General features: G+C 51.1%; 15 protein-coding genes. 14 read left to right on the forward strand and 1 reads right to left on the reverse strand.

Going from position 1 to position 12,403, the window contains the following annotated elements; translation table 11 throughout:
- The 6 genes from V7D78_RS04705 to V7D78_RS04730 form a co-directional block, all read left to right on the forward strand.
- A partial coding sequence (locus V7D78_RS04705; RefSeq protein ID WP_333607275.1) for an ACT domain-containing protein occupies nt 1–601 on the forward strand: 601 nt, incomplete at its 5' end.
- Between the two features lie 5 nt (nt 602–606).
- A complete protein-coding gene (locus V7D78_RS04710) occupies nt 607–999 on the forward strand; it encodes a RidA family protein (protein WP_333607276.1) in 393 nt (130 codons plus the stop codon).
- A gap of 8 nt (nt 1,000–1,007) precedes the next feature.
- Entirely contained in the window at nt 1,008–1,814 is an 807-nt protein-coding gene (locus tag V7D78_RS04715) for a substrate-binding periplasmic protein (RefSeq protein WP_333607277.1), read from the forward strand.
- Nucleotides 1,811–2,575 carry a substrate-binding periplasmic protein gene (locus V7D78_RS04720; RefSeq protein ID WP_333607278.1) on the forward strand — a complete coding sequence of 255 codons (765 nt, stop codon included), beginning with the start codon at nt 1,811–1,813 and terminating at the stop codon, nt 2,573–2,575. Before V7D78_RS04715 ends, V7D78_RS04720 begins: the two co-directional genes overlap by 4 nt.
- Before the next feature lie 19 nt (nt 2,576–2,594).
- Nucleotides 2,595–4,676, forward strand: a complete 2,082-nt coding sequence (gene recG / locus V7D78_RS04725; protein ID WP_333607279.1) for an ATP-dependent DNA helicase RecG — start codon at nt 2,595–2,597, stop codon at nt 4,674–4,676.
- A gap of 75 nt (nt 4,677–4,751) precedes the next feature.
- Nucleotides 4,752–5,537, forward strand: coding sequence for a putative hydro-lyase (locus V7D78_RS04730; protein ID WP_333607280.1), 786 nt, complete (start codon nt 4,752–4,754; stop codon nt 5,535–5,537).
- On the opposite strand, the gene V7D78_RS04735 is transcribed toward V7D78_RS04730, so the two are convergent.
- Nucleotides 5,534–6,322 carry a substrate-binding periplasmic protein gene (locus V7D78_RS04735; protein WP_333607281.1) on the reverse strand — a complete coding sequence of 263 codons (789 nt, stop codon included), beginning with the start codon at nt 6,320–6,322 and terminating at the stop codon, nt 5,534–5,536. The genes V7D78_RS04730 and V7D78_RS04735 overlap by 4 nt on opposite strands.
- Before the next feature lie 134 nt (nt 6,323–6,456).
- Here V7D78_RS04735 and V7D78_RS04740 point away from each other — a divergent pair, with 134 nt between their 5' ends.
- The 8 genes from V7D78_RS04740 (at nt 6,457) to V7D78_RS04775 (ending at nt 12,103) form a co-directional block, all read left to right on the forward strand.
- The gene (locus tag V7D78_RS04740; RefSeq protein ID WP_333607282.1) at nt 6,457–7,188 is read left to right on the forward strand and encodes a 5-oxoprolinase subunit PxpA; all 732 of its coding nucleotides are present in this window, start codon (nt 6,457–6,459) and stop codon (nt 7,186–7,188) included.
- Nucleotides 7,185–7,892 (forward strand): 5-oxoprolinase subunit PxpB, encoded by a 708-nt coding sequence (gene pxpB, locus V7D78_RS04745; RefSeq protein WP_333607283.1) that lies wholly within the window; start codon nt 7,185–7,187, stop codon nt 7,890–7,892. Before V7D78_RS04740 ends, pxpB begins: the two co-directional genes overlap by 4 nt.
- The gene (locus tag V7D78_RS04750) at nt 7,889–8,887 is read left to right on the forward strand and encodes a biotin-dependent carboxyltransferase family protein (protein WP_333607284.1); all 999 of its coding nucleotides are present in this window, start codon (nt 7,889–7,891) and stop codon (nt 8,885–8,887) included. Before pxpB ends, V7D78_RS04750 begins: the two co-directional genes overlap by 4 nt.
- Nucleotides 8,884–9,735 (forward strand): DUF4392 domain-containing protein, encoded by an 852-nt coding sequence (locus tag V7D78_RS04755; protein ID WP_333607285.1) that lies wholly within the window; start codon nt 8,884–8,886, stop codon nt 9,733–9,735. The genes V7D78_RS04750 and V7D78_RS04755 overlap by 4 nt, the downstream gene beginning before the upstream one ends.
- A gap of 184 nt (nt 9,736–9,919) precedes the next feature.
- A complete protein-coding gene (locus V7D78_RS04760; protein WP_333607286.1) occupies nt 9,920–10,783 on the forward strand; it encodes a D-amino acid aminotransferase in 864 nt (287 codons plus the stop codon).
- 91 nt (nt 10,784–10,874) lie between these two features.
- A complete protein-coding gene (locus V7D78_RS04765; protein ID WP_333607287.1) occupies nt 10,875–11,171 on the forward strand; it encodes a nucleotidyltransferase domain-containing protein in 297 nt (98 codons plus the stop codon).
- Nucleotides 11,168–11,641 carry a hypothetical protein gene (locus tag V7D78_RS04770; protein WP_333607288.1) on the forward strand — a complete coding sequence of 158 codons (474 nt, stop codon included), beginning with the start codon at nt 11,168–11,170 and terminating at the stop codon, nt 11,639–11,641. The genes V7D78_RS04765 and V7D78_RS04770 overlap by 4 nt, the downstream gene beginning before the upstream one ends.
- Before the next feature lie 168 nt (nt 11,642–11,809).
- The gene (locus V7D78_RS04775; protein WP_442886502.1) at nt 11,810–12,103 is read left to right on the forward strand and encodes a type II toxin-antitoxin system RelB/DinJ family antitoxin; all 294 of its coding nucleotides are present in this window, start codon (nt 11,810–11,812) and stop codon (nt 12,101–12,103) included.
- Nucleotides 12,104–12,403 lie beyond the last annotated feature (300 nt).

Consider the following 12,403-nt stretch of genomic DNA (forward strand, 5'->3'; position numbering starts at 1 on the left):
GCGCATTGAGCAGGTGCTGCACAATGTGCATCAGCAATCACTGGATGCGTTATACACTGAGATAGGTTTAGGCAATCAGTTACCTATTGCTATTGCCCGGCGCTTATTGGGTGAGTTTGAATCAGATGATCAGTCTAAACTTAACTCACCACTGGCCAAAAGCAACGCCTTTATCGTCGGCTCAGAGGGTATGCTGGTTACTTTCGCTAAATGTTGCCGGCCTATTCCGGGTGATGAAATCGTCGCTAATGCCAGCCCGGGTAAAGGCTTAAATGTGCATCGTAGCGATTGTGGAAATATTAAAGGCTGGGAAAAAGATCCTGCACGCTATTTCCCGGTACGCTGGGATAACACCGCTGACAAACAATTTTTATCAGATATCAGGGTGTTTATTATCAACCGTCAGGGCGTGCTGGCTAAATTGACCACCCTTATTGCTGCACAAGACTCTAACATTCAGGATCTGGTCACCGATGACAGAGATACCGGTGAATATGTAATTAAAATTACCCTGTCTGTACAGGACAGGGTGCATCTGGCCAATGTCATGCGCAAAATCCGCGTCATGCCCGATGTTCAAAAAGTCTACAGAAGGAAGTAACACAGATGTCAAAAGTGATTATCCGCACTGATGCGGCGCCAGCGGCCATCGGCACATACAGCCAGGCCGTTAAAATTGGTACTACCGTGTACTTGTCTGGTCAAATTCCGTTGGTACCTGCCAGCATGCAAATGGTCTCTGAAGACTTTAGCGAGCAAACACACCAGGTGTTTAAAAACCTGAGTGCCGTATGCGACGCCGCCGGCGGTGATTTAAACGATATGGTGAAATTGAATATCTTCCTGACTGATTTAAGCCAGTTTGCCACAGTAAACCAGATTATGAGCGAGTACTTCTCTCAGCCCTATCCGGCCAGAGCCGCGGTACAGGTCAGCGCCCTGCCACGCGGTGCGCAAATCGAAATTGATGGGGTGATGGAAGTACCCTCTACCTACTAGGAATCGCTATGTTGCGCCTGATGATTCTGCTGATGTTTTGCTGGTGTTACAGCAGCGCTGCGCTGGCAGAATCTATTAAGCCGCGCCCAAAACTGGTATGGTGCCTCGATCATTTTCCGCATTTTCATGAATATGAACAAAGCAACCAACCTACTGGTCCTTCCGTTGCCTTGATGCAAGAACTGGCTCAGCGGGTGGGCTTTGAGCTAAGCGTCACCCCACGCACCCCCATTGCACGTTGTCTGAAATTAATGGAAGAAGGCAGTGTCGATTTAATGAGTAACCTGCGTTACAGCGATGAACGCGCTAAAGCAATGCATCTTATTCCTTACAGCACCACAATAGCCGAAAGTCTGTTTATGCGTCAGGGCGATCCGCGGCAGATTAACGAACTGGTGCAATTAAACAGTTTAATTATTGCCACTATTCGCCATTATGTGTATAGCCCGCATCTGATGCAGCAACTTAGTGTTCAGTCGCGCAGCATTGCCGAGGTAGACAGCATTGAACTGGCATTAGAAATGTTACTGCGTGGCCGTATTGATGCAGTGGTGGCGCCGACACTCAGCACTGCTGATGTCATTAACAATAACAGCAGTTATCAACACCGTTTTATGCTGGCGCCGATTGATTTTAACAGCATTACCCCAACCTGGATCCATATTGGCTTATCTCGCGCCAGTAGTCATCAGCAGCTAGAAGCCAGTTTACGCCAACAGCTGCAACTGATGGTTAATGATGGCACTGTGCAACGCCTTTATCAGCACGCCCTCGACCGGCAGAGGCTGTTAAAATCTTTGGGAGCTTTGCCATGATCAGCAATTTGCTCAGCAGTTGGCTTATTTTCAGCAATCTGGCTCTTAGTGATGTTACTGTAAAACCCGAGTTGGAATGGTGTCTGGATGATGTCCCTAATCGCCATCACTACCCGGCAACAGGTCAACCTTACGGCCCCACCGTAAATTTTATGCAAGAGCTGGCAACACGCAGTGGCTTTACCCTGACATTCAGCCCCAACACCCCTTTTAGCCGTTGTTTGCGGATGATGCAACAAGGTAAAACCGATCTGATGACCGGTCTTAACCACAGTGACGAGCGTGCCGGCTTTATGTGGCTGATGCCTTATGATCAGGCCAGAGCCGAAAAACTGTTTTTGCATCGCGACACTGTCGATATTACCTCTATGTCGGAACTAAGCAGCAAACGCATTGGTTTAGTCCGCGGTTATATTTACAACACGCAGCTGCCCTCACTACTAAGTCAGCATGGCTTATCGACCGTCGAAACCGACACCCTGGAAAACGGCTTGCAACTGCTCCAACGCCAACGGATAGATGCATTAATTGCCCCGGCAAATACCACTGAGCAACTGATTGCGTCCGACGCCCAATTTCAGGGAAAGATTATCGAGGCTAGCCTGTACTTCCCATTCAGTGAAGTACGTTTTGTTAATATTGGCTTATCACGACACAGCAAGCATGCTCATCTGGCCGGGCAGATAAATCAGCAATTAGCCTTAATGGCCGAGCAAGGTTTATTACAGCGTTATTACCCACTGGCCTTAAAACAGGATTAAGCATGCCAGGCCACTGCCAATGAGCGCCAGCCAGTTAGCCAATATCAGCATCCACAGTATTAAGGGTGTGGGGGCTAAGGTTGCCGAAAAGCTACAAAAACTGGGTGTGTTCAGTATGCAGGATATCTTGTTTCATCTGCCATTACGCTATGAAGACCGCACCCGGATTTATGCCATTGCCGATCTGATGCCGCTGATGCACGCTACTGTGTTGGGTGAGGTAGTCAGCAGTGACATTTTACTCGGCAAAAGACGCAGCTGGCAGGTAAAAATTAAAGATGGTAGTGGCTGGTTAACGCTGCGTTTTTTTCACTTTAATGCCGCTCAAAAAAATGCCATTAGTCCGGGTATGCTGCTGCGCTGCTTTGGCGAGGCGAAACGTGGGCCGCGCGGCATGGAAATGCTCCACCCGGAGTACCGGCTGCAGCATGACGAGCAAATGAGTGAAGTCAGCGAGACCCTGACCCCTATTTACCCTACCACCGAAGGTCTGCGCCAGGCCACCTGGCGTAACCTAACCGATGCCGCACTTAATACCTTAACGCTTAGCCAGCCCGACGAATACCTACCGGCACAGCTGCTGCGCCAGCCCTGGTCGTTAACTGAGGCCTTAGTATATATTCATCGCCCACCACCGGACGCCAGCCTGCAGTTACTGGAGCAAGGCACCCATCCGGCGCAACAGCGGCTAATTATTGAAGAATTAGTGGCGCAACAACTGAGCATGGCCAAACTGCGCAGCCAAAGCCAGGGGCAGCAAGCCAAAGTGCTGCAGCCTGATAACGCCTTACAGCAGCGTTTTTTAAGCGCGCTGCCGTTCCGCCCCACTGCCGCACAGCAGCGGGTCACGGCAGAAATAGCTCAGGATCTGAGCAAGCCACTGCCAATGTTACGCCTGGTGCAAGGTGATGTCGGCTCAGGTAAAACCCTGGTCGCCGCTCTTGCGGCCCTTACCGCTATTGGCAATGGCTATCAGGTGGCATTAATGGCGCCCACCGAATTGCTGGCCGAGCAACATGCGCTGAATTTTCAGCGTTGGTTTGCGCCACTGGGGGTTAATGTGGCCTGGCTGGGCGGTAAAACCAAGGGCAAAGCCCGGCAACTGTCGCTGGATAGTATTGCCGATGGCAGTGCCCAGATGATTGTGGGCACTCATGCGCTGTTTCAGCAGCAGGTGGCATTTCATACCTTAACCCTTATCATCATTGACGAGCAACACCGCTTTGGTGTGCATCAGCGGCTGGCGCTGCGGGAGAAAGGCGGCATTGCCGGTTATTATCCGCATCAGCTGGTAATGACCGCCACGCCCATACCACGCACCCTGGCGATGACCGCCTATGCTGATTTAGACACCTCCATTATTGACGAGCTGCCGCCGGGGCGCACCCCGGTTACCACAGTGGCGATCCCGGATAGCCGGCGTGATGACATTATTGAGCGGGTGCGCACTGTAGTAAAAACCGAACAACGCCAGGCGTATTGGGTATGCACCCTGATTGAAGAATCTGAAAGTCTGCAATGTCAGGCGGCAGAAGATACCCTGCTAAGCTTGCAACAAGCCTTGCCGGATTTGCGTATTGGTCTGGTGCATGGCCGCTTAAAAACCGCGGAAAAACAAGCGGTGATGTTACAATTTAGCAAGGGAGACCTGGATTTACTGGTCGCCACTACCGTAATTGAAGTTGGCGTAGATGTGCCCAACGCCAGCTTAATGATTATTGAAAACCCGGAGCGGCTGGGTCTAGCGCAACTGCATCAGCTTCGGGGCCGGGTTGGCCGTGGCAGCACCGCGTCTCACTGCGTGCTACTGTATCATGCGCCACTGTCAAAAACCGCTCAGGCCAGACTTAGCGTGCTACGCGATACCAATGATGGCTTTGTTATTGCCCAGCGCGACCTGGAGATCCGCGGTCCAGGCGAAGTGCTCGGTACCCGCCAGACCGGCATGTTGCAGTTTAAAATTGCTGATTTGCAGCGCGATGCGGCCTTAGTGCCACAAGCACAGCAGATTGCCAGTGTGCTTTGGCAGCAAGCGCCCGCTGCCTGTGAGCAGCTGATTAAACGCTGGCTGGCAAATAAAGAGATTTATGGCAATGCCTGAGTTGAGTGTTGAGTTTTGAGTGTTGAGTGTTGAGTGTTGAGTGTTTAAACCTTTTTATGAATCGCCGGAGCTGTTATGCAACATCTAAGCCCTTTGCAAATTCGTCAACAGTGCCGTAGCGGCAGCTTTAGCGGCAATACTTCCGGTTTAGCGCCGGGTTTTGTGCAAGCGAATATGGCTATTCTACCCAAAGCCTATGCCGCCGATTTTTTGCAGTTTTGCCACTTTAACCCCAAACCCTGCCCGCTGTTAGGTATGGCCACCGCGCCGGGCGCTTTTGATATGCCGGCACTGGCTGCAGAGCTGGATATTCGCACTGACTTACCAAAATACCGCATTTTTCAACAGGGCCAGTTAAGCGCAGAAGTGAGCGATGTGCGCTCATACTGGCGTGATGATCTGGTGACCTTTTTAATTGGCTGCTCGTTTTCCTTTGAAGAGGCTTTGCTGGCCGATGGCCTGGAAATTCGTAATATTACCGAGCAGGTCAATGTGCCGATGTACCGCACTAATCTTAGCTGTACTCCGGCTGGGGTGTTTCATGGTGGTATGGTAGTGAGCATGCGGCCGATGACACCAGCCAATGCTATACGCGCCATCCAAATTTGCTCACGTTTTCCGCAGGTTCATGGCGCGCCAGTGCATTTTGGCAACCCGGAGGCCATTGGTATCAGCGATATCAGCCGCCCTGATTTTGGTGACGCCGTTAGCATCAAACCCGGCGAAGTCCCGGTATTCTGGGCCTGTGGCGTGACGCCGCAAGTGGCTATAGCCAATGCCAAACTGGATTTTTGCATCACCCACAGCCCCGGACATATGCTGCTGACCGATTTAAAAAACAGCCAATTATCAGTATTTTAAGGTTTATCCATTAGCGCTTCAGCAGCTTGATGGCTCAGATAACGCTGTAATAGCTGTTGATAATCTGCACTTTGTACAAACTGCTGCAACGCCTGTTGCAGCTGAGCAACCAGTTCAGTGCGCATCTGAGGATGCAACGCCAAATAATTATCGCCCACTCCGCGTAGTTTAAACACTATTTCAGCCACATCCGGCGGCGCATCATATTCAGCCAGCCAACGCGATATAGCCAGCGGTGAAGCCGGGATTAAATCAACCCGGCCCTGCAAAAACAAAGGTATAGATTCCGCCCTGGTGCTGTAATCCAGCAAGTTTTCCCGATATTTAAAGCCCTGACGCAAAAAATACTGCTCATACACATCACCTCGAACCACCGCTATGCTAAAGGCTTTGGCTTGCTCTAAGTCTACCGGTGCTACCTCTGGCCGGCTGCGTAAGCGAAATAAATAGCCCCAGTCAGATGCCAGTGGCCCCACCCACTGAAACAAGGCTTCCCGCTGTGGGCTTCTGGCCGTCGAAAACACGCCGCTATTCACATCCCGCTGCGCCAGTTCAAACGCACGTGCCCAGGGCAGTAACTGAAACTGACATTCCAGCGCTAATTGCTGGCACAACTGCTGTACCAGTTCAACATTTATGCCTTTTAGTTCACCCTGCTCAAGATAGCTGTAGGGTGGCAAATGTTCGGTGTAAAATGTTAAGGGAGGGGTTTTCGCTGGCAGACTATGGCTAAACACCAGACACATCAACATTACGGCTGTTATGTGTTGTACTACGAATCGCATAATATCTCCATCTGACCACAGCATGAATCTTTCAACTGCCATCTTTACATAGTGCACCGGCTGACGCACAATATTTAGCATAGCCTAGTTCGACCTGGACTTACGCATTTTCTTCAGCTTCTGCAGGAGTCAGCATGTTATTACTCAATTGCGATCTGGGTGAAAGCTTTGGCAGCTGGCAGATGGGCCTCGACAGCCAGGCCATGCCCTATATTGATCAGGCCAATATTGCCTGCGGCTTTCATGCCGGCGACCCCGATGTCATGCAGCGCACCCTGGCTTTAGCCAAACAACACAATGTGGCTATTGGTGCTCACCCCGCTTACCCCGACTTACAAGGCTTTGGCCGGCGCAGCCTGCACTGCTCTGAAACCGAAATCATTAACTTTTTGCATTATCAAATTGCTGCGCTCTCTGGCATGGCGCAGTGTCAGGGACTCAGCGTCAGCTATGTAAAACCCCATGGCGCCCTCTATAACGATATGATGAGTAAACCGGCAGTATGGCAGGCCGTCGTGAAAGCAATGGCCAGTTACCACACACCGCTGCCTTTAATGATTTTAGCCAGCAAAGATGCCGGCCTGTACTGGCAATACGCCACTGAGCATGGCGTAAAGCTCATGTTTGAAGCCTTTGCTGACAGGCGCTATACCGCACAAGGCAAGCTGACGCCTCGCAGCCAGCCGGGCGCAGTATTGCATGGCGCTGAGGTGCTGGCGCAGGTTAAACAGCTACTGCAGCGCGGCTCCGTCATTACCGATAGTGGCACTGAGCTGCCGCTTGAGGCTGATACCCTGTGTGTGCATGGTGATAACCCTGAGGCCATTGCCCAATTGCAGGCCATACGGCAGTTGCTGCAGCCATGACATTACAGCCCACCCCACAGTTGCAACTGGCGGGCGAAAACGCCTTTATTCTGTACTTTGCACAGCACATTAGCCCCGACGTGGCGGCCGCGGTGCAATTAGCCGAGCGCCAACTCAAAAGCGCGCTGGCGGATCAACTGATTGAACTACTACCCAGTTATGCCTCTTTACTCATCGTATTTAACCCACTTAAGCACAGCCACCTGAGCCTGCGACCTGCTATCTTGGCGGCATTAACCCAGCCTTTGCCAGCCAGTGCCCAGCAAAGCCGCCTTGTCGAGCTGCCGGTGTGGTACAGCAGTGAAAGCGGGCCAGATTTAGAGCTGGTGGCCAAAACGAAACAGCTCAGCACAGATGACATCATCCGTTTACACAGCCAGCCGCTTTATCAGGTGTATGCCATAGGTTTTGCGCCGGGGTTTGCTTATCTTGGCCAGCTACCCGAGCAACTGGCGATGCCGCGCCTCTCAAGCCCCAGACCCAAAGTACCGGCCGGCGCTGTGGCCATTGCCGATCGGCAAACGGCGGTGTATCCGGCGGCATCACCCGGTGGCTGGCATTTATTGGGGCTCTGTCCGGTAACCATGTTTAACCCTGCTTTTTCCAGCGGCAGTGCTGCCGCTATGCCGGTGGCCGTAGGTGACGAGGTGCGTTTTGTGCCCATTAGCAAAGCTGAATACCAGCAGTTAAAAGGTGCCTCATGAGCGGCTTAACAGTAGTCAATCCGGGCATACTCTGCCTGTTACAGGATGCCGGTCGCTTTGGCCAGGGCGCTTTGGGGCTGACGAACGGCGGGCCTTTGGATGGCAACAGTTTTCGCTGGGCCAATGCGCTGTTAGGTAATAGCATTGGCAGTACAGCACTGGAACTCAGTGTCGGCGGGCTGCAATTACATGCAGAACAAGACGGTTTTTGCTGCGTTACCGGCGCGCCGCTACCCTTTAGTATTAATGGCAAGACTGTTAGTCAGTGGCAAGTGCAGCGCTTTAGAGCAGGCGATACGCTGGAGCTGGGCATGATGACGCAGGGTCTGCGCAGTTTTATTGCAGTGGCTGGTGGTTTTGCTGTGCCCACGCAATTTGGCAGCAGCGCCACCGTAATGCGCGAGGGCATTGGCGGTTTGGCCAGCCGCCCCGGCAGCAAACTGGCCGCTGGCGATATGCTGCAGATTGCTATTGCAACGGCAAGCTCAACCGATAGACCTATGATCTTAGATGCTGTACCACAAGCCTGGCGACCTACTTTTACTCAGGCTATTGAGTTAAGGCTAATAGAATCTTATCAGGCAGCCCAGTTTAGCGCTGTCGAGCGGGTGCGCTTTTACCTTGCCCGTTACACCATCAGTAACAGCGCCGATAGAATGGGCTATAAACTGAGCGGCCCGGCCATTCATTGTCAAGCCAAGCCGTTGTTATCGGAAGGTATTTGCTATGGTGCAGTGCAAATTCCCCCCGATGGCCAACCCATAGTATTACTGAATGACCGGCAAACCCTCGGCGGCTACCCGAAAATGGGCGCGATTTTGTCACTGGATGGCTGGCAACTGGCGCAAGCCACACCCGGCAGTGCAGTGAGCTTTAGCCCGATAACGGCAGAAGATGCGCATAATGCGCTGCAACTGGATGCCGCCCGCTTTGCCCGGCAGCTATTGCAGTTACAACAGCAGCCACTACCACAAAAAAGTGCGAGCACCCTATGAGCCCGGATTTACTGAGCATCAGCCAACAGATCGAAGATATATTAGTACAGCAAAATTTGCGTGGCATGCAGCTTTTACAGCAGCATTTACGCCCCGGCTATATTTTGCGTAGTGCCAGGCTGCTGAACCAATGCAGTGGTACCGTACTGATTGGCACCGGCTTTCCGGTACTTCATACCTTTGAAACGGATGGCCCGGTCGGCGCCATTGGCTTATATCAGGTGCTAGAGCAACTGGGCGCCAAGCCGGTATTAATCAGTGGCGATCCGCTCTGCTCAGTAATGAGTAGCCGATACCACTGCTATAAAATTAAAGTGAATCACTACGCTGATTTAGCCGCACTGGCCGAGCAGGCTTTGGCTGAGCTTAAGCCACAGTTGATTATATCTATTGAGCGGCCAGGCTTTAACCATGCCGGGCGCTATTACAATATGCGTGGTGAGGATATCTCTGAACGCTGCGCCAGTTTTGATTACTTTTTAACCCAGGCGCGCTGCCCGACCATTGGCATAGGCGATGGTGGCAATGAAATTGGCATGGGCAATCTGGCCAGCGTGTTGGGCCAGTTAAATATTACGCCGGCGGTGACGCAATGCGATGAATTAATCGTCGCCGACGTGTCTAACTGGGCCGCCTGGGGTATTATTGCCATGTTATCGGTCATGCGCGGCGAAAATTTGCTTAGCCAGGCCAATCCGCTGGCTATTTTGCAGTTTTTATCTGAGCACGGCAGCGTTGATGGCGTCACCCGCGAAAATACCCTGACCGAAGATGGCCTGCCTTATAGCGTCGGCGAGCAACTGATTGCGCAGCTGCTGGAAGTGGTGAGAAGCAGTGTTGAGTGTTGAGTGTTGAGTGTTGAGTATTACCACCTAAAGAGAATCGGTTTGTCCTAAGCCAACCGTTGCAGCACAGGATGTGCGAATCGAGCCCCCATGGATGGGTTTACGGCGTGTTGGTGTGGACAAATCGGTTCGGTTGCAGAATCAACAGAATGTTTGACCTAGGCCAACCCTTTATAAAGAGAGTAGCATGAGTATAGTGTATTTAAATGGTGAATTTATCCCGGCAGAGCAGGCCAGAATATCGCCGATGGATCGCGGTTTTTTATTTGGTGACGGCATCTACGAGGTTATACCCTCCTATAACGGCCGCTTTGTTGGCTTTGCCGAGCATATAGCCCGCATGCAGCAGGGCCTGGCCGAGCTGTCTATCGACCCACAACTTAATCTGGCCGACTGGCAAACGCTGGCTACGCGCTTATTGCAAGATAACAACAACACTATTGGCAGCAATCAGGCGGTGTATATTCAGGTCAGCCGTGGTGCCGACACTAAGCGTAACCATGCCTTTCCGCTACATATCAAGCCCACTGTCTTTGCCTATAGCTTTGCTATCGCCGCCGAGCCGGTGGCCGATAAAGCCAAGGCCAGTTGTTATAGCGTTATTACCGGTCAGGATTTACGTTGGCAGCGCTGTCATATTAAATCTACCTCGCTTTTAGGCAATGTGCTGCACTATCAGCAAGGCTACGCCGCCGGTGCTCAGGAAATTCTGCTGTTTGATGCCCAGGGCAACCTGACCGAGGGCGCTGCCGTTAACGTCTTTGTGGTAAAAAATGGCGTTATTGCCACCCCGCCACTAAGCCATAAACTGCTACCCGGCATTACCCGGCTGTTATTGCTGAATATTTTACGTAAGCACAGCACTATGCAGGTAGAAGAACGCGATATATCTGAGCAGGAAGTGCTCAACGCTGATGAAATCTGGATAACCAGCTCCAGCAAAGAAATCGCGCCGGTATTGCAGGTAAATGGCCAGCCGGTGGGCGATGGCACTGTAGGCGATGTCTGGTTAGCGGCGCAGCAACTGTTTAGCGCGCATAAGTATGATTAGCGTCAAAGCTGTGCTTAAATATCTGGCTTTGCTACACTTTGTTGGTAACCAATGCGCTCATTGGGCACACATTATTACAGGCAACTTTATTATGCGTCTAAGTCAGCAGCAGGCAGATACCATTAAAACAATTACCAGAGACGTTTTTGGTCCGGCTGCTCGCGTCAAGTTATTTGGCTCCCGAGCAGACGACAACCGTCTGGGTGGCGATATTGACCTGCTGGTAGAACTTCCACATCCAATAACTGCTGCTGTAGTCGCCAGCGCGACGCTTGAGGCAAGGTTAATGCAGGTCCTTGGCTTGCAAAAAATAGATATCATCGTTAGCGCGCCAAATCTGTCGGCTACCCCAATTCATGCTATTGCTGCCCAGGGCGTCACGCTATGACAAACGACAACACCCTACGTTTGCAGTTTCTGGTAAGAGTGATTGGTAAAGAAAGTAAGTACCTACAGCAAACTGCCAGCAGGCTTTTCAGTCAACCCCTTGATGCCCCGCTGCTTGCTACATTAGAGAGTAATATCGGCTTGTCTGAACAGCTGGATGCCTTTGCCAGCCGCTTTGGCCGGCTGCAAGATAATATTGGCGATAAACTACTGCCTGCAACTCTGGCAGCATTAGGCGAGAAAACCGGGCCGGTACTGGATAATCTGAATAAAGCTGAGAAATATGGCTGGCTAAGTTCTGCAGAAAGTTGGTTGGTGGCAAGGCAGCTTAGAAATAAAATGGTACACGAATATATTGAAGACCCGGCCATTCTGGCTGAAGCCATTAACGCTGCTCGGCAGTTTATTCCGTTATTGCAAGATTTTGCCACTGCACTGACCACAGCGCTTACCGACCGTAATCTTATTTAAACCACCAAATCTCTCCCAAAATCTCCCCCCACCCCCTCTTTACTAAAGAGGGGGTGAAAACTAGCCCGTCCCACTTTAGTAAAGGGGGAGCACAGGGGGATTTGACAATATCTCAATTGAGATACAAACTTAGTAAGTAGTTTAATTAGACAAAAACAGGTGCATTCAGTGGCAACATCAATGTTACACGTTAGGGTAGATAACGCATTAAAAGCGGATGCCGCTGCTAAACTGGCAGACGTTGGGTTAACTGTGTCCGATGCAGTTCGTATTTTATTGACGCGAATCTCAAAAGAAGGTGGCTTACCTGCTGGTTTAGTCGCTGATGCTGACGCTTATGATGCGTGGTTTAAGGCAAAAGTACATGAAGCCCTGCAAGATCCCGCAGAATCATTGCCCCATTCAGATGTAATGAGTGACATTCAGGCATTAATAGATCGCAAACGAAATGCGGAAGCATAACTGGAAAATTGTAATTTTAAGAGTATTGCACGCAGCTCAACAGTGGCCTTAAACCACTACAAGTCCCACTTTATTAAAGGGGGGCCAGTGGGGGTTAGAAAAGGGGGATTTGCTTAGCTTTTTAGCTAACACCCATGCGACCAACAGCCCTCTAAAACCGACCAATCACCGGCACTTTTTTTGAGTAAGCCAAATGCCCTAGCTAAATCAGCCCGAAAAAACGCTCAAAAATAGTACTAAAGGACTAGTTTTAGGCGGATTTCAAGCCAAGCAGCCAAGTTTTTAAATCAATAAAATACA

The organism is Arsukibacterium sp., from assembly GCF_036735525.1.
In the GTDB taxonomy this organism is placed as follows: Bacteria; Pseudomonadota; Gammaproteobacteria; order Enterobacterales; family Alteromonadaceae; genus Alishewanella.

Coding starts and splice junctions, on each gene's coding strand:
- V7D78_RS04710 (WP_333607276.1), top strand. CDS start 607: ATGTCAAAAGTGATTATCCGCACTGATGCGGCGCCAGCGGCCATCGGC.
- V7D78_RS04715 (WP_333607277.1), top strand. CDS start 1,008: ATGTTGCGCCTGATGATTCTGCTGATGTTTTGCTGGTGTTACAGCAGC.
- V7D78_RS04720 (WP_333607278.1), top strand. CDS start 1,811: ATGATCAGCAATTTGCTCAGCAGTTGGCTTATTTTCAGCAATCTGGCT.
- recG (WP_333607279.1), top strand. CDS start 2,595: ATGAGCGCCAGCCAGTTAGCCAATATCAGCATCCACAGTATTAAGGGT.
- V7D78_RS04730 (WP_333607280.1), top strand. CDS start 4,752: ATGCAACATCTAAGCCCTTTGCAAATTCGTCAACAGTGCCGTAGCGGC.
- V7D78_RS04735 (WP_333607281.1), bottom strand. CDS start 6,322: ATGCGATTCGTAGTACAACACATAACAGCCGTAATGTTGATGTGTCTG.
- V7D78_RS04740 (WP_333607282.1), top strand. CDS start 6,457: ATGTTATTACTCAATTGCGATCTGGGTGAAAGCTTTGGCAGCTGGCAG.
- pxpB (WP_333607283.1), top strand. CDS start 7,185: ATGACATTACAGCCCACCCCACAGTTGCAACTGGCGGGCGAAAACGCC.
- V7D78_RS04750 (WP_333607284.1), top strand. CDS start 7,889: ATGAGCGGCTTAACAGTAGTCAATCCGGGCATACTCTGCCTGTTACAG.
- V7D78_RS04755 (WP_333607285.1), top strand. CDS start 8,884: ATGAGCCCGGATTTACTGAGCATCAGCCAACAGATCGAAGATATATTA.
- V7D78_RS04760 (WP_333607286.1), top strand. CDS start 9,920: ATGAGTATAGTGTATTTAAATGGTGAATTTATCCCGGCAGAGCAGGCC.
- V7D78_RS04765 (WP_333607287.1), top strand. CDS start 10,875: ATGCGTCTAAGTCAGCAGCAGGCAGATACCATTAAAACAATTACCAGA.
- V7D78_RS04770 (WP_333607288.1), top strand. CDS start 11,168: ATGACAAACGACAACACCCTACGTTTGCAGTTTCTGGTAAGAGTGATT.